Annotated in this window: 18 protein-coding genes and 1 pseudogene; 6 read left to right on the top strand and 13 right to left on the bottom strand. The window is 58.7% G+C overall.

Going from position 1 to position 17916, the window contains the following annotated elements:
• Positions 1 to 159 precede the first annotated feature (159 nt).
• A pseudogene (locus tag BZK31_RS12860) lies at positions 160 to 477 on the top strand (methyl-accepting chemotaxis protein); the annotation flags it as partial.
• A gap of 21 nt (positions 478 to 498) precedes the next feature.
• On the opposite strand, the gene BZK31_RS12855 reads toward BZK31_RS12860, so the two are convergent.
• The 3 genes from BZK31_RS12855 to BZK31_RS12845 are packed head-to-tail and all read right to left on the bottom strand — an operon-like array spanning position 499 to position 3550.
• Entirely contained in the window at positions 499 to 1509 is a 1011-nt protein-coding gene (locus BZK31_RS12855; protein WP_083183270.1) for a lysylphosphatidylglycerol synthase domain-containing protein, read from the bottom strand.
• Positions 1506 to 2768, bottom strand: a complete 1263-nt coding sequence (gene clsB, locus BZK31_RS12850) for a cardiolipin synthase ClsB (RefSeq protein ID WP_083183268.1) — start codon at positions 2766 to 2768, stop codon at positions 1506 to 1508. Before clsB ends, BZK31_RS12855 begins: the two co-directional genes overlap by 4 nt.
• Positions 2765 to 3550, bottom strand: coding sequence for an endonuclease/exonuclease/phosphatase family protein (locus BZK31_RS12845; protein WP_167377948.1), 786 nt, complete (start codon positions 3548 to 3550; stop codon positions 2765 to 2767). The genes clsB and BZK31_RS12845 overlap by 4 nt, the downstream gene beginning before the upstream one ends.
• A gap of 277 nt (positions 3551 to 3827) precedes the next feature.
• Between BZK31_RS12845 and BZK31_RS12840 the strand changes: the two genes are divergently transcribed.
• A complete protein-coding gene (locus BZK31_RS12840) occupies positions 3828 to 4181 on the top strand; it encodes a hypothetical protein (RefSeq protein WP_244182676.1) in 354 nt (117 codons plus the stop codon).
• Positions 4182 to 4389: 208 nt separating this feature from the next.
• Entirely contained in the window at positions 4390 to 4929 is a 540-nt protein-coding gene (locus BZK31_RS12835) for a cytochrome b (RefSeq protein WP_083183264.1), read from the top strand.
• A gap of 60 nt (positions 4930 to 4989) precedes the next feature.
• On the opposite strand, the gene BZK31_RS12830 is transcribed toward BZK31_RS12835, so the two are convergent.
• The 3 genes from BZK31_RS12830 to psrA form a co-directional block, all read right to left on the bottom strand.
• Positions 4990 to 5730, bottom strand: coding sequence for an S-methyl-5'-thioinosine phosphorylase (locus BZK31_RS12830; protein WP_083183262.1), 741 nt, complete (start codon positions 5728 to 5730; stop codon positions 4990 to 4992).
• Between the two features lie 9 nt (positions 5731 to 5739).
• Entirely contained in the window at positions 5740 to 6750 is a 1011-nt protein-coding gene (gene nagZ / locus BZK31_RS12825) for a beta-N-acetylhexosaminidase (protein ID WP_083183259.1), read from the bottom strand.
• A gap of 91 nt (positions 6751 to 6841) precedes the next feature.
• Complete coding sequence (psrA, locus tag BZK31_RS12820; RefSeq protein ID WP_083183257.1) at positions 6842 to 7561, bottom strand: transcriptional regulator PsrA; 720 nt, start codon at positions 7559 to 7561, stop codon at positions 6842 to 6844.
• 258 nt (positions 7562 to 7819) lie between these two features.
• On the opposite strand from psrA, the gene lexA reads away from it, so the two are divergent.
• Together lexA and sulA are read left to right on the top strand one after the other, a co-directional pair.
• Positions 7820 to 8428 (top strand): transcriptional repressor LexA, encoded by a 609-nt coding sequence (gene lexA, locus BZK31_RS12810; RefSeq protein ID WP_004883801.1) that lies wholly within the window; start codon positions 7820 to 7822, stop codon positions 8426 to 8428.
• A 14-nt stretch (positions 8429 to 8442) separates the two neighbouring features.
• Positions 8443 to 8913: an SOS-induced cell division inhibitor SulA gene (gene sulA, locus BZK31_RS12805; RefSeq protein WP_083183253.1), complete on the top strand. Its 471-nt coding sequence runs from the start codon at positions 8443 to 8445 to the stop codon at positions 8911 to 8913.
• A gap of 28 nt (positions 8914 to 8941) precedes the next feature.
• Here sulA and BZK31_RS12800 read toward each other — a convergent pair whose 3' ends face one another.
• The 7 genes from BZK31_RS12800 to BZK31_RS12765 form a co-directional block, all read right to left on the bottom strand.
• Entirely contained in the window at positions 8942 to 9175 is a 234-nt protein-coding gene (locus tag BZK31_RS12800; protein ID WP_083183251.1) for a hypothetical protein, read from the bottom strand.
• A 64-nt stretch (positions 9176 to 9239) separates the two neighbouring features.
• A complete protein-coding gene (locus BZK31_RS12795) occupies positions 9240 to 9761 on the bottom strand; it encodes a DUF6586 family protein (RefSeq protein WP_083183248.1) in 522 nt (173 codons plus the stop codon).
• A 96-nt stretch (positions 9762 to 9857) separates the two neighbouring features.
• On the bottom strand, positions 9858 to 12470 hold the full coding sequence (gene topA / locus BZK31_RS12790; RefSeq protein ID WP_083183246.1) for a type I DNA topoisomerase: 2613 nt from the start codon (positions 12468 to 12470) through the stop codon (positions 9858 to 9860).
• Between the two features lie 113 nt (positions 12471 to 12583).
• A complete protein-coding gene (locus tag BZK31_RS12785; RefSeq protein WP_083183244.1) occupies positions 12584 to 12820 on the bottom strand; it encodes a DUF1653 domain-containing protein in 237 nt (78 codons plus the stop codon).
• 103 nt (positions 12821 to 12923) lie between these two features.
• The gene (fadA, locus tag BZK31_RS12780; protein ID WP_073165382.1) at positions 12924 to 14099 is read right to left on the bottom strand and encodes an acetyl-CoA C-acyltransferase FadA; all 1176 of its coding nucleotides are present in this window, start codon (positions 14097 to 14099) and stop codon (positions 12924 to 12926) included.
• A 23-nt stretch (positions 14100 to 14122) separates the two neighbouring features.
• On the bottom strand, positions 14123 to 16270 hold the full coding sequence (gene fadB, locus BZK31_RS12775; protein WP_083183242.1) for a fatty acid oxidation complex subunit alpha FadB: 2148 nt from the start codon (positions 16268 to 16270) through the stop codon (positions 14123 to 14125).
• A 589-nt stretch (positions 16271 to 16859) separates the two neighbouring features.
• Complete coding sequence (locus tag BZK31_RS12765; RefSeq protein WP_083183240.1) at positions 16860 to 17297, bottom strand: hypothetical protein; 438 nt, start codon at positions 17295 to 17297, stop codon at positions 16860 to 16862.
• A 126-nt stretch (positions 17298 to 17423) separates the two neighbouring features.
• Here BZK31_RS12765 and BZK31_RS12760 point away from each other — a divergent pair, with 126 nt between their 5' ends.
• Positions 17424 to 17864: a universal stress protein gene (locus tag BZK31_RS12760; protein WP_083183237.1), complete on the top strand. Its 441-nt coding sequence runs from the start codon at positions 17424 to 17426 to the stop codon at positions 17862 to 17864.
• The last annotated feature ends 52 nt before the right edge of the window (positions 17865 to 17916 follow it).

Here is a 17916-nt window from a genome sequence, read left to right as displayed (position 1 = left end):
TCACGGAGGTTCTTTTCGAGGTCGATCGCTGGAGAATTATCGAAGCCACCTATAGTGCCAGCATTGAGCACAAGGATGAGCATCGGTGAGCTTGCATCGGAGACCAAGGGAACTGGAGCCTTTCAGCCGCCTACTGTACAGGCCTGCTCCTGGCCATCGACCAATCTGCTGGCGCTCAACGCCGCCATTGAGGCCGCTCGGACAGGCGATCAGGGTCGAGGCTTCGCGGTGGTGGCCGACGAGGTCCGTCAACTGGCCGGCCGCACCAGTCGTTCGACGGCAGAGATATCAGAGATGATTAGCGTGATTCAGCACGAGACCCGCCAGGCGATCCAGAGCATGGACAACACACGCGCCAATGCCGCCAAAGGCGTGAACCTGGAGGATCAGGCCGGTGATGCCATCGTGCAGATCAGTGAAGGCACCGGCCACGCGGTGGAGGCAGTAAAAATGTTCGCCAGCCTGGCCAGTCATTGACGCCAGGCTGACCATGCGCGATCAGGATTTGGCCTGATCACCCATTCGCTGCTGATTCTTCTCGTTCATCTTCTTGGCACGCTTTTCCAGTACCAGGTAGACAATCACCGCCAGCAACAGCGGCAGCAGGAAGTAAATGGCTCGGTAGCCGATCAGCGCAGCCAGCAGACTGCCCTTGGAAAACTGATGCGACAGCAGCGTAATGAACACAGTTTCCAGTACACCCAGTCCTGCCGGAATATGAGTGATGACGCCGGCAATACTGCTGATCAGCAAGACACCTAGAATCGCCGGATAAAATGCCTTGTCCGGCAATAGCGTGTAGATCACCGCCGCCATCAGCGACCAGTTCAAGGCACCCAGGCTCGCCTGCATCAGCGCCTGCTTCAAAGAAGGCAGATTGAATTCCTGATCGCGAATTTTCCACGAGCGACGTTTGGAAAAACGGCACGCCATCAGGTAGGCAAAACACACCGCCAGCAGGCCAAAGCCAATCAACTGCAGGGTGTCAGTGCCGATCGACCATTCCTTGGGCAGCGACAGGAAACGCATCGAAAACACGAAGCCCGCCAGTAGCATGTAACCCAGCCAGTTGGTGATCAGGCTCAGACTCAAGATACGGGTGATGGTCGCCACATCCAGACCAAGCCTTGAATACAGGCGATAGCGCAACGCGATGCCGCCGACCCACGAGCTGAGATTCAGGTTGAAGGCGTAGCAGACGAATGTCACCGGCACGATCTGCTGGATCGATAGCTTGTGCCGGGTGTAATACCGCGCCAGAACATCGAACCCGCAATACGTCAGATAGCTGAGCAAAGCCACGAACGCAGCCATCAGCAAGGTACTGAGCTTATAGGACTGCAGCGCCTGCCTGACCTCTTGCCAGTCCAGGTTCTTGACCAGCAGGAACAGCAAAACCGGCACGGCAATGAAGAAAAACAGGTTGAACGCCCGTTTCGCCCATTTCCACTTGTCACTTTTCTTGTCGTCCTTTGCGCTCTGAGGGGACGCGCTCGCCGCCTGAGTCATGATGTTTTCTCCTGATCCAGCTCGTGGTGCGCCTGTTGCTGCTCGATGACTTTTGCCTCCGGCACCACATCCCCGGCGCGCAGAGGCTTCAAACGCATGCCATGTACCGGGAACAGGCCGGCAATCGCCGGGAATCTGCGCAGAAAAAAGAAGCTCAACACGATCATCGGCGCACGCCACCATTGACCGCGCGCCGCACCTTTCAAACTCATCTGGGTGCTGTGCGCTGCCGCAAGTTCCATCAGGTGCGTCTGCAACCGATCATTGAGCGACGGATCGCGGATGAACAGATTGGCTTCCAGATTCAGCGCCAGGCTAAGCGGATCCAGGTTGCTGGAGCCGACGGTGGACCAGTCCTGATCGATCAGCGCGACCTTGCCGTGCAGCGCGCGCTGTTTGTACTCATGAATGATCACGCCATCGCGCAGCAGGTAGGTGTAGGTCAGTCGCGAGCAGACCCGCACGAATGGCATGTCCGGCTTGCCCTGCAGAATCAGCGTGACCTTGACGCCACGTCGGGAGGCGTTGCGCAGTTCTCGCAGAAAACGATAGCTGGGGAAGAAATAGGCGTTCGCCAGGGTAATGCGTTGCTTCGCCCCGCGAATGGCCTCCAGATACTGCTCTTCGATATCGGTGGTGTGTTCAGCGTTATCGCGTTCGGCCAAAAGCATCCGGGCATTGCCGGCCGGCTCCAGCTTGAGAGTAATCGGCGTCAATTTGGCGCGCACTGCATCACTGAGCATGTGCACGGCGCTGCGATGAATGTCCTGTACAATGGGGCCTCGGACCAGCACCGCGTAATCCTGCTTGGCGGTCAGGCCAGTATCCGTCATGTGATCGACGCTGTAGTTGATGCCGCCGATAAAACCAAGCTCGCCATCGATCACCACCACCTTGCGGTGCAGGCGACGGAACAGGTTGGTACGCATACCCATGAACCGCGGACGCGGGTCGAACAGTTGAATCTGCACACCCGCATCGATCATAGCCCTTACAAACGTCGAGCTGAGGTCGGAGGTGCCGTAGTCGTCCACCGTGATCACGACTTTCGCGCCATTACGAGCAGCCTCGATCACCGCCTGCTGCAGGCCGACGCCGATCCGGTCCTCGAAAATGATGAACGTCTCGATCAATACTTCTGTTCGAGCGGCACGGATGCACTCGAAAACACGGGTGAAAAAGTCTTCACCATTGATCAGCAGCTCCACCGAGTTACCGTCGCGCCATGGTTGCCTGTTGCGTTCTGTGGTGTTGCTCATAAGGTCACCTCCACCGCCAGCGGTGCATGATCGGAAAGATGAGACCAGGGTCGGTTGGACAACACCTTGGGCCTGTGGGTCGTGGCGTTGCGCACATAAATCCGGTCCAGCCTGAGCAGTGGCCAACGGGCCGGGAAACTTTTTGCCGGGGCACCGAAGCGCTGAACGAACGCTTCGTGCAACCCCGTCCCTTGCAGCAAGGCGTCGGCACGCTGACGCCAGTCATTGAAGTCGCCGGCGACAATCACAGGCGCCCCTTCCGGCAGCCGGTCCATCAGTTCGGCGAGCAGCCCGAGCTGTTTGCGCCGATGGCTTTCAAACAACCCCAAGTGGACGCAGACAGCGTGAACCTGGCCATAATCCGGCACCTGCAGGATGCAATGCAGTAAACCGCGCTGCTCCGTACCGTCGATGGAAATGTCGAGATTCTCGTGACTGACGATCGGGTATTTGGACAGCAGTGCGTTGCCGTGGTCGCCATCCGGGTAAACCGCATTGCGTCCATAGGCGAAATCACTCCACATGCTGTCCGCGAGAAACTCGTACTGCGAAATGGTCGGCCAGTCCTTTACGGTCCGCGCATGACTCTGATGCTCGCCATGCACTTCCTGCAAAAACACCACATCAGCCGACACACTTCGAACCGCCTCACGCAACTCGGGGAGGATGAAGCGTCTGTTGAAGATGCCGAAGCCCATGTGCATGTTCATGGTCAGTACATTCAGAGAAATGCTGGCCGATACCGGCGTTGCCTGGCCGACGGGCGTATTGGCACTGGTCAAGACTGACTCCTGGGTGAAGATTCAACGTATATGAAGCCTGCGGTTGGCACAGGTTCCGTTACTGGCCCCGGATGATAGGTATTTGCCATGAACGGCCATTCATCGAAACCGCCGAACTTCGCCCGGCCAACTGATTCGGATTTTTTGACGGCAGTGAGCGTAACCGGCGAGGAAGACGATGATGACGCGCAGGTCATGGTGGAGAAACGGGGCGGGAATCGCTGCCTGCCTTTTTTACACGGGGTTTGTCTTGGGCGAGGCCTGCGAAGTCAGGACAATGCCCTCCAGCCCGCAAATGCCGGTCGTTCAGGGCCACACCTGCTATGAGTTCAGCGGCATGCCGCAGGGCAGCATCGATTGGTCGTGCAGTAATGAGGACAAGGGGGCGACGCCACGCGAGAAGCGCAAGGTCGATGCCTGCCCGCAAGGCGCGGCGGCCTCGTGTAGCGCCACCCTGACTCAAGAGGCGCTGGCCAACGAGCGGTCCACCAGCAAGGAGCCTGGGCAGGCGACGCTGGATATTCCCGCAGACGCAAAGGTAATCACCTGGTATTACGAGATGCCGGAGCAAGCGCAAACCCGAATCGATTGCGAGCAGACCGGCGGAACATTCAGCTATCCCTTGAAGTGACAGGACGGAGCCATGAAGCCGCGTTGAGGCACACGGTTTGCTTAAGGCCCTTAAGGAACGAAAATCGCGTCAGGAAAGCGGCACGCCTTGCGTGCATTTGTGCTGAAACGCGCAGGTTGCGAGTGAACCGCAGCACTGCTCAACGACTCTCACGCTGTGTGCTGAATCTCCGTGCACACAGCCTGAAAAAGCGACAAGGAATTCAACCGTGGATGCACCGACTTCGCAACGTTACACCGCTCGCGCACGCTGGTTTCACTGGATCATGGCCGCGCTGATCGTACTGGCGTACACCTTGATTCTCAGCCGCACTCAGTTTGGCAAAGGCTCTGAATACCGCTTGCTGGTGGTGCAAAGCCATTTCTGGGTCGGGATCCTGATCCTGACCCTGGCGTTCTTTCGTATTGCCGAACGACGCAGGCATCGTCCGCCGGGCATTCCCCCGCCACTGGAGGGCGTCCTGCGGATGGCCGCCAGCGCTTCGCATTACGCGCTCTACGCCTTTCTGTTCACCCAGCCGGTGTTGGGCCTGCTGACGGTCATGGTGGAAAAAGGCGCGCTGCCAATCCCTTTCACCGATGTGCAGATACCCTGGCCGTTCGCAACTTCGGACCGGACCGCCGAGTCTTTCGAAGACCTGCACAAGCTGTTGGGGTCGATCTTCTACTATGTGATCGGACTGCACGTGATCGCGGCGTTCTGGCACCACCTCGTGCGCAGAGACAACACTCTAAGGCGCATGGTCTGAACCGCGCCCAAGGGCTTTGGTTGAGGGCCCTTGGGTTTCGACGAATGCGATGGGCCGCTGCTACCGAGCCGACAATACCCGCGCCAGTGTGGATTTGACCTTGCCCATGCCGTCACGCAAAGCCTGTTCGATCTCGGCCATGGTGATGACCGTCGTCGACTTGCCTGCGGCCGGATTCACCACCAGCGCCAGACAGGCATAATCCAGTTCCAGCTCGCGCGCCAACGCGGCTTCTGGCATGCCGGTCATGCCGACAATGTCGCAGCCGTCGCGCTCCAGGCGAACGATCTCGGCCACCGTTTCCAGCCGTGGCCCCTGGGTGCAGGCATACACACCGCGATCACTGAACGCGCAACCCTCTGCCGTCAATGCCGCAATAAGGCGGGCGCGCAAGGCTTCGCTGTAGGGATAGCTGAAATCGATGTGCGTGACCTGCTCCAGGTCATCGGCAAAGAACGTGTGTTGGCGACCGCTGGTGTAATCGATCAGGTCATGCGGAACACAGAAATGCCCGGTGCCCATCGCCGGATGAATGCCGCCTACCGCATTCACCGCGAGGATGGCTTCAGCACCGGCCTGTTTGAGGGCCCAGATATTGGCCCGGTAGTTGACCTGATGCGGCGGCAGGCGATGCGGATGACCATGCCGCGCCAGGAACATCACCTCGCGGCCTGCATACTCACCCATCTGGATTTCACCGGACGGGGCGCCATACGGCGTGTTCATGGGCAGCGACTGACGAATCTTCAACCCTTCGAGCTGCGTCAGTCCGGTGCCACCAATAATCGCGTAAACAGTCATTGCCAATCCTCAGTCGATCAATCGAGCGCTGCGCAGAGCCGCAAGAGCAGCCAGCCAGCGAGGGTGCTGTCGATATTCAGTGCTGGCGACCGCGTTGCCGCGCATGCGGGCGATGCGCGGCGAAGGCTTGACCTTCAGGCGCTGTGCAGCGCCCAATGCCAGCTCTGCTGCTGCCCGGTCGTTGCAGACCAGCCCCATGTCACACCCGGCCGTCAGTGCCGCCTCGATGCGACTCGCCGCATCACCAACCACGTGCGCACCCGCCATCGACAAGTCATCGCTGAAGATAACCCCGTCAAATTTCAGTTCGTCGCGCAGAATGTCCTGCAACCAGCGTCGCGAGAAGCCGGCCGGTTGTGCATCGACCTTGGGATAAATGACGTGGGCAGGCATCACTGCGGCCAGTTGCTGACTCAGACGGGCAAACGGAACCAGATCATTGGCGCGGATATGCTCAAGGCTGCGCTCGTCCACCGGAATGGCCACATGAGAATCGGCTTCCGCCCAGCCGTGACCGGGGAAATGCTTGCCGGTAGCAGCCATTCCTGCAGCGTTCATGCCACGCATGAATGCGCCAGCCAGCAACGCAGCACGCTCGGGGTCACCTTCGAAGGAACGAGTGCCCACCACCGCACTGCGCTGGTAATCCAGGTCAAGCACAGGGGCAAAACTCAGATCGAGCCCCACCGCCAGAACCTCGGTCGCCATGACCCAGCCGCAGTGTTCGGCGAGCGACTCGGCATTCGGTCTTTCGGCGATCGCCCGCATCGCCGGCAGACGCACGAACCCCTGACGCAGGCGCTGCACGCGTCCGCCCTCCTGATCCACCGCGAGCAGCAGGTCAGGCCGAATGGCGCGAATGGACGCACTCAGTTCACGGACTTGACGGGGATGCTCGATGTTTCGAGCGAAGATGATGAGACCGCCCACTTCGGGCTGACGCAAAAACTGACGGTCTTCGCTGGTCAGCCATGTACCGGCGACATCGACCATCAGGGAGCCTTGCAGGCCAGAACTCATAAAAAACCCTTACACACCAGTGCCCGATTTCAATGCGGGCATGGTGCTTGATCCTGAGGCCCCGCGCAATCCGAAGGGGCCGGGACAGCTGTCAGACCTTGGCTGCCACGGGTGCAGGCGTACTGCTGCTCTTGCTGCGTGGCTTGAGCTGGGCGGCAATCATGGCCGGGTCGGTTACACCGGTGTCGGCACGCATGCCGGCGGCCAGAAACGGCACCATCAGGCGCATGACCTGTTCGATCGACGTGTTGACGCCGAAATCGGTCTCGGCGATGGCTCGCAGCGCCTTGATGCCGGACATGCTGAACGCGGCGGCACCCAGCATGAAGTGCACACGCCAGAACAGTTCGATGGGGGGAATTCGCGGGGCGGCTTCGTTGACCAGTGTCATGTAACGGCGAAACACCTTACCGTACATGTCTTCCAGATAGCGTCGCAGGTGACCCTGGCTCTGACTGAACGCCAGGCCCAGCAAACGCATGAAGATGGACAGATCGTTGCCACTGCGCGGCTGCACTACCAGCGCCTGCTCGACAAGGATCTCGAGCAGTTCTTCGAGGGTAGGTTTGTGCTCGGGCCGAGCCTGACGGCGCTCCAGCTCGCGATCCAGACTGATGCAGAAAGGCCCCAGAAAGCGGGAGAATACCGCTTGAATCAGCGCCTTCTTCGAACCGAAGTGGTAGTTCACCGCTGCCAGATTGACCGAAGCCTTGCTGGTGATGAGGCGCAGCGAGGTTTCAGCGAAACCTTTCTCTGCGAACAACTGCTCGGCAGCATCAAGAATGCGTTCAACGGTTTCCGACTGGGCCATGGCTCTCTGCCTAACAAACGAACGTTTGAAACATACGTATCATACGCCTCGATTGTCAAGCGAACCCGTTCATTTTGTGGCCGGACAGTCACGAAATCACGTCATAAACGACGAATCGCCCGTCAGTCGCGCAACCGGGGAATCACACACGGCCACTATTTCTGCTACCGCTCGGCGCTGAAAATGAAATAGACGATTGCCAATGCGCTTTCACTGTATATAATCCCAGTCACTGTATAAAAAGACAGAGCGCTCGACATGATTAAACTGACGCCACGCCAGGCCGAGATCCTGGGCTTCATCAAACGCTGTCTTGAAGACAACGGATTCCCACCGACGCGTGCTGAGATCGCTCAGGAACTGGGCTTCAAATCGCCGAATGCCGCCGAAGAGCATCTCAAGGCACTCGCCCGCAAGGGCGCCATCGAGATGACGCCCGGTGCATCACGCGGTATTCGTATTCCCGGCTTCGAAGCCAAACCCGACGAAAGCAGCCTGCCGATCATCGGCCGGGTCGCAGCCGGCGCACCCATTCTCGCGCAGCAGCACATCGAAGAATCCTGCAACATCAACCCGACTTTCTTCCATCCCAGTGCCGACTACCTGTTGCGCGTACACGGCATGAGCATGAAGGACATCGGTATTCTCGACGGCGATCTGCTGGCGGTTCACACCACGCGTGAGGCTCGCAACGGCCAGATCGTCGTTGCCCGGATTGGCGATGAGGTGACGGTCAAACGCTTCAAGCGCGAAGGCAGCAAAGTATGGCTGCTGGCTGAAAACCCGGAGTTCGCCCCTATCGAGGTCGACCTCAAGGATCAGGATCTGGTGATCGAAGGTTTGAGCGTCGGCGTCATACGCCGCTAAGCTAAGGAGACGTTATGCAGTTCCATCAAGCACCGCATTCGCAATTGCCACTGTTCGAGGCGTTCATGGCCCAGCCCATCGCCCCGATGCTCACGGATATCGTCGAAACGCCCTGGAGCAACGAGCCGGAGCCTTTCAGCGAACTGTCCTTGCGTGGTGCCGCCGGGAACTGCCTGAACCTCCTCGCCCCCATCCTCCGCGAACTGAGCCAGGATGCCGACGCGCGCTGGCTCACACTCATTGCGCCGCCATCGAGCCTGACCCAGGCCTGGCTGCGTGATGCGGGATTGAACAGGGAACGCATTCTTCTGCTTCAGCCACGCGGCACTCAAAGTGCGCTGGAGCTGACTCGCGAAGCGCTGCGACTGGGGCGCAGCCATACGGTGGTGAGCTGGATCAATCCGCTTGGCACATCGGCACGTCAGCAGTTGATCAATGCAGCGAAGGTCGGGGAAGCACAGAGCCTGAATATCAGACTGGGCTGAATGCCCGGTCGCTGTTCAACGCCATCGATCAGTGCAGAACGTGCGGCACTTCATCTTTTTCGACTTCGCCTTCAGCCAGACGCCCTGCCATTTGCACGCCTACGCTCAGCATGGCCTTGGCAACTTCGACGTGCTGTCCTTGCATGAATGCCTTGGCGTCTGCCGAGAAATCCAGCGTGACCAGCGAGCCTTCGTCATCGGCGCGACGCAGTTCAATGCGGCCGTCAGGCAGTTCGACAATTTCTAGAAAAGAGGTAGGCATCAGTACAGTTACTCCGCAATAGGCCGGCATTGTAACAGCCTGCCAGCCCATCCAGTATTGCTTTTCAGCACTCGCTCAAACCTTCACGGAAACGAACGGCCAGACTTTTCAGCTGCTGTCGCCAGCTTTCCAGCTCTTCGCGGGTCAGCTCCGGCTCAGGCTCGGCATCCAGATTAACAGCCACAATCATGGGTTGAGTCACGTCACCTTTGGGCTTTACCGGAGCACGAGGTGGCTGAAACAACGCGTTGTAGGCCGCCAAAAGTCTGGCCAGCCAGGTTTCCCGATGCTGCGCCAGTTCGACCAGCTCAGCCATTTCCGGAATCGCGATAGCGTCCAGCACATCCTGCGTCAGCAACTGTTCTGCACGGGGAGCATTCGCCTGAGGCAGGCGATAGAACCCGGCGATCTCGTGACACAGCCCCAACAATGCGCCGTACAGGTGAAACAGCACCGATTCACGCTCGGCCTGCTGCAGCGCCTGCGCGTTCATGGCCAGACCTTTTTCAGCCTTGCCCAAAGCCTCGAGCGCAAGTCCGGCGAAGTAAATTTTCTGGTTAGTGCGGGTATAGAGTTCATGAGCCATGACGAGCCCCTCCATCACTTCGAATAAACACCAGCATAGCCTGACAGCATTGCGCCAGTCAGGCATCCGACACCTGGGGTGCCGGATGCCGATCGATCAGCGCTTGTCCTCGACCTTCCAGGCACTGCCATCGTAGAACGCACGCCAGCCGGTAGGCTTGCCTTCGACTTCGGTCTGCACGTACTGCTCCTTGGTCTTGCGGCTGTAGCGGATCACCGCTGGACGACCATCCGGATCCTTCTTCGGCGCCTCGCAAAGGAAATGATACTTCGGATCGATCTCGTCCTTGTGCGGCGCGATCTCGATCACCAGCGGTGCGCGGGTTTCGCGGTTTTTCGGGAATTGGCTGGCAGCCAGAAACAGCCCGGAAGCGCCATCGCGCAGGATGTAGGTGTCATCGACCTTGTCGCATTTGAGCTCCGGCATCTTGACCGGGTCCATCTTGGGCGGTGCCGCATCGCCGCTTTTGAGCAGCTTGCGGGTGTTCTTGCAATCGGGGTTGGTGCAACCGAAGAACTTGCCGAAACGGCCGGTCTTGAGCTGCATCTCGCTACCACACTTGTCGCACTCCAGGCTCGGACCTTCATAGCCCTTGATGCGATAGGTACCCTTTTCGATCTCGTAACCGGTGCAATCCGGGTTGTTACCGCAGATGTGCAGCTTGTGATTCTCGTCCAGCAGATAGGCATCCATCGCTGTGCTGCAGATCGGGCAGCGATGCTTGCCGCGCAGAACCCGGGACTCGGACTCGCCCTCATCGTCGTCGGCAATCTCGTCGCCGGGCGTGAGGTTGACGGTGGCCTTACAGCGCTCCTTGGGCGGCAGGCTGTAGCCGGAGCAGCCGAGGAATACGCCTGTCGAGGCCGTCCGGATCTGCATCGGACGACCACACACCTTGCACGGAATATCGGTCATGACCGGCTGATTGGCGCGCATGCCGCTGTCAGGCGCTTCGGCCACGTCCAGCTTCTTGCGGAAATCGCCGTAGAACTCGTCCAGCACGTTTTTCCAGTCCCGCTGACCTTGTGCAACGTCGTCGAGATTTTCTTCCATGCCGGCGGTGAAGCCGTAGTCCATCAGGTTGGCAAAGCTCTCGGACAGACGTCCGGTGACGATATCGCCCATCTTTTCCGAATAGAAACGACGGTTGTGTAGCGCGACATAGCCACGGTCCTGAATGGTCGAAATGATCGCTGCGTAAGTCGAAGGACGTCCAATACCGCGCTTTTCCATCTCTTTGACCAGGCTCGCCTCGGAATAACGCGCAGGCGGCTTGGTGAAGTGCTGAGTCGGGTCGAGCTTGTTCAGTTTCAGGCTCTCACCCTGAGCCATGTCCGGCAGAACGTCGTCGTCACCCGGCTTGGTCATTTGCGGCAGCACGCGGGTATAACCGTCGAACTTGAGGATACGGCCCTTGGCGCGCAGTTCGAAATCGCTGGCCGCGACGCTGACTGTGGTGGACAGGTATTGCGCAGGCGGCATCTGGCAAGCGACGAATTGACGCCAGATCAGCTCGTAAAGGCGCTCGGCATCGCGCTCCATGCCCGACAGCCTGGAGGGGTGCATGTTGACGTCGGAGGGACGAATCGCTTCGTGCGCCTCTTGCGCGCCTTCCTTGCTGCTGTACACATTTGGCGATTCCGGCAGGTACTTCTTGCCGAACTCGGTTTCGATGTAGTCGCGCGCCATGCTGACTGCGTCGGCCGACAGGTTGGTCGAGTCGGTACGCATGTACGTGATGTAGCCCGCTTCATACAAGCGCTGAGCCATCATCATGGTCTTCTTCACGCCGAAGCCGAGACGATTGCTCGCCGCCTGCTGCAGGGTCGATGTGATGAACGGCGCCGACGGCTTGCTGCTGGTCGGCTTGTCTTCACGCTTGACGATGCTGTAACTGGACGCCTTGAGCTTTTCCAGCGCGGCCATCGCCTGCGCTTCGTTCAGCGGCTTGAACGCCTCGCCATTTTCACGGGCCACCTCAAAACGCACGTTCGCGCCTTTGGCAGTACCCAGATCGGCGTGGATTTCCCAGTACTCTTCAGGGTTGAACGCACGAATTTCACGCTCACGCTCCACGACCAGCTTCACGGCGACCGATTGCACGCGGCCAGCGGAAAGACCACGAGCCACTTTCTGCCACAACAGGGGTGAAACCATGTAGCCCACAACGCGGTCCAGGAAGCGACGCGCTTGCTGGGCGTTGACACGGGCAATATCCAGCTCGCCTGGCTTGGAGAAAGCTTCCTGAATGGCCTTCTTGGTGATTTCGTTGAACACCACGCGCTTGAAGCGGCTGTCATCCCCACCGATGGCTTCGCGCAGGTGCCAGGCAATGGCCTCCCCCTCGCGGTCCAAGTCCGTCGCGAGATAGATGGTGTCGGCATCCTTGGCGAGCTTGCGCAGCTCTTCAATGACCTTTTCCTTGCCAGGAAGGATTTCGTACTTGGCTTTCCAGCCATGTTCCGGATCGACCCCCATGCGCGAGACCAACTGGCGCTGCGCCTTTTCTTTCGGCGTCAGTACCGGGCCTTCACCTGCGGTGGCCTTGCCCCGCTTGGCGGCAGGCTCTTTGGCAGCACTGGCCGAACCGCTGGTGGGCAGGTCTCGGATATGGCCGATACTCGACTTCACCACGTACTGGTTGCCCAAATACTTGTTGATGGTCTTGGCCTTAGCCGGGGATTCCACGATGACCAGCGATTTGCCCATGGATCAGAAAATTCCTGAATACTAGATGAAAGACAATGAGGAGCGTGTAAAGGCCACGCTATATATAGTGGCTACAAGGTGAGGTCAAGCACAGCCTGTTGTGAATTTCCGCTTCACGAACCGGAAAACAGGCTGGGTTCGGCCTGGACCAAAGCAAAGCGCGGGACTTGCTCGCCGTCAACCTCGACGGACTCCAGGAACATCTCCAGAGGGCGAACCCACAGGCCGAAATCGCCGTACAGCGCCTGATAGAACACGACCTGCTCTTCGGTCTCGGAGTGTCTGGCCACGCTGAACACCCGGTATTCCGGGCCTTTGTAATGGCGATAGAGCCCTGGTTGCAGTTGCATGGTGCAGCCCTCGTGAAACACATTCAAAACATTTGGTAAAAACTGCTTTTTCAAAAATACAAAAGCCGGGGCATCAAGCCCCGGCTTGCATCACGCCAGGCAATCAGACGCGTTCGAAAACGGTCGCGATGCCCTGACCCAGCCCGATGCACATGGTGGAAACCCCAAGGTTGCCGCCATTCTGCTTCATGACATTGAGCAAGGTGCCGGAGATTCGCGCACCGGAGCATCCAAACGGATGGCCCAGAGCGATGGCGCCGCCATGCAGGTTAACCTTCTCATTCATCTTGTCGAGCACTTTCAAATCTTTCAACACCGGCAAGGCCTGTGCAGCGAACGCTTCGTTGAGCTCGAAGAAGTCGATATCCGAGATACTCAGACCGGCGCGCTTAAGCGCTTTCTGGGTCGCCGGCACCGGGCCGTAGCCCATGATTGCAGGGTCCACGCCGGCAACGGCCATGGATCGAATCACCGCCATCGGCTGGATGCCAAGGTCCTTGGCGCGCTGTGCCGACATCACGATCATGCAGGATGCACCGTCGGTGATCTGCGAAGACGTGCCGGCCGTCACAGTGCCGCCCTTTGGATTGAAGGCCGGCTTGAGCGCCGCCAGACTTTCAAGGGTGGTATCCGGACGAATGGTTTCATCGTAGTCGAAGACCTTGAGGAAGCCATTCTCGTCATAGCCCTGCATCGGGATGATCTCGTCCTTGAACTTGCCCTCCAGCGTCGCCTTGTGGGCGAGCTGGTGGGAGCGCAGGCCGAAAGCGTCCTGCTGTTCACGAGTGATGCCGTGCATCTTGCCCAGCATTTCGGCGGTCAGGCCCATCATGCCCGATGCCTTGGCGGCGTACAGAGACATGTGCGGGTTCGGATCGACGCCATGCATCATGCTGACGTGGCCCATGTGCTCCACACCGCCGATGACGAAGACATCGCCGTTGCCGGTCATGATCGCCTGCGCAGCAGTGTGCAGTGCGCTCATGGAAGAACCGCACAGGCGGCTCACGGTCTGCGCCGCAGATGTATGTGGAATCTGGGTCAGCAGCGAGGCCATGCGGGCAATGTTCCAGCCCTGCTCCAGAGTCTGATTGACGCAGCCCCAGATCACGTCCTCGACTTCCGCCGGGTCGATCTTGTCGTTGCGCTCCAGCAGCTTGCTGATCAGGTGCGCGGACATGTCTTCGGCGCGGGTGTTGCGGTGCATGCCGCCTTTGGAGCGGCCCATCGGGGTGCGACCGAAGTCGACAATCACGACGTCTCTTGGATTCAAGCTCATACGTTCATTCCTCAGAAAGGCGCTTAACCGAAGAAGCTCTGGCCGTTCTTGGCCATCTCACGCAGCTTCGCGGTCGGTTGATACAAGGCACCCAGCTCGGCATATTGGTCAGCGAGGGCAACGAATTCGGCAACACCGATCGAATCGATATAACGCAGCGCACCACCGCGGAACGGAGGGAAGCCGATGCCGTAGATCAGGCCCATGTCAGCCTCTGCTGCGGTTTCCACGATGCCGTCTTCCAGGCAGCGCACGGTTTCCATGCACAGCGGGATCATCATCCAGTTGATGATGTCTTCGTCGGTCACTTCACGCTGTTCGAACACAATCGGCTTGAGCACGTCGAGCACTGCCGGATCATTGACCTTTTTCGGCTTGCCCTTCTTGTCCATTTCGTAGGCATAGAAGCCCTTGCCGTTCTTCTGACCGAGGCGATTGGCCTCGTAAAGAACGTCAACAGCCGAACGACGGTCGTCCTTCATGCGGTCCGGGAAGCCTTCAGCCATCACGTCACGACCATGATGGCCAGTGTCGATACCAACCACGTCCATCAGGTAGGCAGGGCCCATCGGCCAGCCGAACTTCTCCATCACCTTATCGATGCGCACGAAGTCGACGCCCGCGCTGACCAGCTTGGCGAAACCGCCGAAGTACGGGAACAGCACGCGATTGACCAGAAAGCCCGGGCAGTCGTTGACCACGATCGGGTTCTTGCCCATCTTCTTGGCGTAGGCAACGGTGGTGGCCACCGCTTCTTCGCTGGACTTCTCGCCACGAATCACTTCCACCAGCGGCATCATGTGCACCGGATTGAAGAAGTGCATGCCGACAAAGTTTTCCGGACGCTTGAGGGCTTGAGCCAACAGGCTGATCGAAATGGTCGAGGTGTTGGACGCCAGGATGGTATTTTCGCCCACCTGCGCTTCGACTTCGGCCAGAACGGCCTGCTTGACCTTCGGATTCTCGACCACGGCTTCGACCACCAGATCGACATTGCCGAAATCGCCGTAGGAAAGCGTAGGACGAATCGCATTCAGCGCTTCGGCCATTTTCGCGGCCGTCAGACGGCCCTTCTCGACGCGGTTGCCTAGCAGTTTGGACGCCTCGTTCAGACCCAGCTGGATGGCCTCTTCACGAATATCCTTCATCAGAATCGGCGTACCCTTCACAGCCGACTGATAAGCGATACCGCCCCCCATGATGCCTGCGCCGAGCACGGCCGCCTGCTTCACGTCCTTGGCAATCTCGTCGTAGCCCTTGGCTTTCTTTTTCAGTTCCTGGTCGTTCAGGAACAGGCCGATCAGACTCTGCGCGGCAGAAGTCTTGGCCATTTTCACGAACCCGGCAGCCTCGATTTCCAGCGCCTTGTCACGACCGAAATTGGCGGCTTTCTGAATGGTCTTGATCGCCTCGACCGGTGCCGGGTAGTTAGGACCGGCCTGACCTGCGACAAAACCCTTGGCGGTTTCGAATGCCATCATCTGCTCGATGGCATTGAGCTTGAGCTTGTCGAGTTTGGGCTGGCGCCTGGCCTTGAAGTCGAACTCGCCGGAAATGGCGCGCTTGATCAGGTCCAGTGCCGCAGCCTGCAGCTTGTCAGGTGCAACGACCGCGTCGACCGCGCCCACTTTAAGAGCGTCTTCGGCAGCGTTTTCCTTGCCTGAGGCAATCCATTCGATGGCATTGTCAGCCCCGATGATGCGTGGCAAACGAACCGTACCGCCGAAGCCAGGATAAAGGCCCAGCTTGACTTCCGGCAGGCCGACCTTTGCGGTGCCGGCCATGATGCGGTAATCCGCCGCCAGACACATCTCCAGACCGCCGCCCAGCGCGATGCCATTGATGGCCACCACTGTCGGCACGCCCAGGTCTTCGAAATCGCTGAAGATGCGGTTGGCTTCCAGATTGCCGGCGACCAGCTCGGCTTCGGGCAACTTGAAGTTCTCGACAAACTCGGTGATGTCAGCGCCGACGATGAACACGTCCTTGCCGCTGGTGACGATCACACCCTTGACCGATGCGTCGCTCTTGATCGCATCCACGGCCCGACGCAGCTCGTTGAGGGTGAGACGGTTGAACTTGTTGACGGACTCACCCTTGAGGTCGAAATTCAATTCGACGATGCCACTTTCAAGAGCCTTAACCGTGATGGCTTTACCTTCGTAAATCATCAACTGATCTCCACAGTATGGAAGCTGAACAATACTCGCCGAGCATCAGCGCTCGGCGAGACTACGACGTCGCCGTCGATGAACACGCCAAATCACACGTACATCCGCTGCGACGTGGTAGCCAGGATTCTGTCAGAGCCGTCTGACGACCAAACGCTCATTTCATACGCCCGTTTGATTTGGGTACGCACACCATCAGGCAAAACCGGATAATTGTCAATTCGCCAAAACGTCAATAAAAACGGTCGATTGCAAAAGGCACAAGCGATTCCTGACCAGCTAACCGATGTTTGATTTGCCATGATTCACTGAAATGATAGTGCGCGATTTGGCCCAAAGTCCGCAGATTTTGCACCGTTGAGGCTCATTTGTAAGAAGCGGCGGGAAAAACGCGACAAAACGGAGCAGAAAGGCTAGAGTCAGCGCACTGCGCCACAAGAGGCCTGTGATGAAGCTGATCACAGGTGCGCAGCGGTGATAACCGGCATTCAGCAATCTGGGTGCCGGCACACAAGGATTACGGCCTGCCTGGCCAACCCCGGCCCGATGTTGTTATCGGGCTTTTTATTGCCTGCGATTTGACCGGCGTTCAGGCCAGCGCCTTGAGCACCGCATTAATACGCTGCAACACTTCTGCCTCACCGCGCTCAGCCCAATACACCGCGATCATCTGCGAGTCCGCCTCCACTTTGAAGACGTCGGCAGGCAGCGTGCTGAAATGATCAAGCAAAACACTGTCTTCACAAGGTTCTCGCCAGCGGTTGACCCAGGCACCCGGCTCACGCTGCCAGTAGACCCAGGCGTCAGGTTTGGCGCTTCTGCGCGGCCGATGGTACTGAGCGCACGGGCTGGGCGGCTCTTTGGCGAGCCAGTGCGGCCACTCCTGAGGCGCCAGCTGCATCGCCATGCCGATACGCCGCGCCTCCATGCGCAACGCCATCCGGCCACTCTGTCGACGCGACGGACGCAGCCAGACCAGTGGGCTCAACATGACACAAATGATTGACAGGACTATCCAGACCGTCATATTTCTTGCCCCCGCTTGATTCAGACTTAAAACAATACGTTGAAAACAATGGCATGCACGGGGTCTGCCCAGATGCGAACGAAAGCGCCATACTCACACATCGCAACCCTCTCGGAGGACACCTTCATGTCGTATCAACATATTCTGGTCGCCATTGACCTCACCGACGAATGCGACCCGGTCATTCGCCGCGCTCGAGAGCTGGCCGAAGCCAGCGGCGCGAAGCTGTCGACGGTACACATCGTGGAACCGATGGCGATGGCTTTCGGCGGCGATGTCCCGATGGACCTCTCCCAGCTGCAGCAGCAACAGTTCGACCAAGCCAAGGAAAAGCTGGAAAGACTCAAGCAAAAGCACCCTCAATTGATAAAGGGTGAAAGTCACCTGGTGTACGGCCAGCCTCGCCAGGAAATTCATCAATTGGCCAAGACCCAGCACTGCGACCTGATTGTCGTAGGCAGCCACGGCCGTCACGGCCTGGCCCTGCTGCTGGGTTCGACTGCCAACGACGTACTGCACGGCGCACCCTGCGATGTATTGGCGGTACGCCTCAAGAAGCAGGAGTGAACGCGACGCGATAATGAAAAGCCCGGACAGGATCCTAATGCTGTTCACTTAA

Origin of the sequence: Pseudomonas floridensis (genome assembly GCF_002087235.1) — a bacterium.
GTDB classification, from domain to species: domain Bacteria; phylum Pseudomonadota; class Gammaproteobacteria; order Pseudomonadales; family Pseudomonadaceae; genus Aquipseudomonas; species Aquipseudomonas floridensis.
This window is presented reverse-complemented; position numbering and strand designations above follow the sequence as displayed.

What these genes read in the sequence shown, in the direction of transcription:
- BZK31_RS12795 (WP_083183248.1), bottom strand. Translation starts at nt 9,761, where the DNA reads ATGGCTCATGAACTCTATACCCGCACTAACCAGAAAATTTACTTCGCC.
- nagZ (WP_083183259.1), bottom strand. Translation starts at nt 6,750, where the DNA reads ATGAGTTCTGGCCTGCAAGGCTCCCTGATGGTCGATGTCGCCGGTACA.
- BZK31_RS12840 (WP_244182676.1), top strand. Translation starts at nt 3,828, where the DNA reads ATGCCCTCCAGCCCGCAAATGCCGGTCGTTCAGGGCCACACCTGCTAT.
- BZK31_RS12785 (WP_083183244.1), bottom strand. Translation starts at nt 12,820, where the DNA reads ATGCAACTGCAACCAGGGCTCTATCGCCATTACAAAGGCCCGGAATAC.
- BZK31_RS12800 (WP_083183251.1), bottom strand. Translation starts at nt 9,175, where the DNA reads ATGCCTACCTCTTTTCTAGAAATTGTCGAACTGCCTGACGGCCGCATT.
- BZK31_RS12765 (WP_083183240.1), bottom strand. Translation starts at nt 17,297, where the DNA reads ATGACGGTCTGGATAGTCCTGTCAATCATTTGTGTCATGTTGAGCCCA.
- psrA (WP_083183257.1), bottom strand. Translation starts at nt 7,561, where the DNA reads ATGGCCCAGTCGGAAACCGTTGAACGCATTCTTGATGCTGCCGAGCAG.
- lexA (WP_004883801.1), top strand. Translation starts at nt 7,820, where the DNA reads ATGATTAAACTGACGCCACGCCAGGCCGAGATCCTGGGCTTCATCAAA.
- fadA (WP_073165382.1), bottom strand. Translation starts at nt 14,099, where the DNA reads ATGAGCTTGAATCCAAGAGACGTCGTGATTGTCGACTTCGGTCGCACC.
- clsB (WP_083183268.1), bottom strand. Translation starts at nt 2,768, where the DNA reads ATGAGCAACACCACAGAACGCAACAGGCAACCATGGCGCGACGGTAAC.
- topA (WP_083183246.1), bottom strand. Translation starts at nt 12,470, where the DNA reads ATGGGCAAATCGCTGGTCATCGTGGAATCCCCGGCTAAGGCCAAGACC.
- sulA (WP_083183253.1), top strand. Translation starts at nt 8,443, where the DNA reads ATGCAGTTCCATCAAGCACCGCATTCGCAATTGCCACTGTTCGAGGCG.
- BZK31_RS12760 (WP_083183237.1), top strand. Translation starts at nt 17,424, where the DNA reads ATGTCGTATCAACATATTCTGGTCGCCATTGACCTCACCGACGAATGC.
- fadB (WP_083183242.1), bottom strand. Translation starts at nt 16,270, where the DNA reads ATGATTTACGAAGGTAAAGCCATCACGGTTAAGGCTCTTGAAAGTGGC.
- BZK31_RS12855 (WP_083183270.1), bottom strand. Translation starts at nt 1,509, where the DNA reads ATGACTCAGGCGGCGAGCGCGTCCCCTCAGAGCGCAAAGGACGACAAG.
- BZK31_RS12830 (WP_083183262.1), bottom strand. Translation starts at nt 5,730, where the DNA reads ATGACTGTTTACGCGATTATTGGTGGCACCGGACTGACGCAGCTCGAA.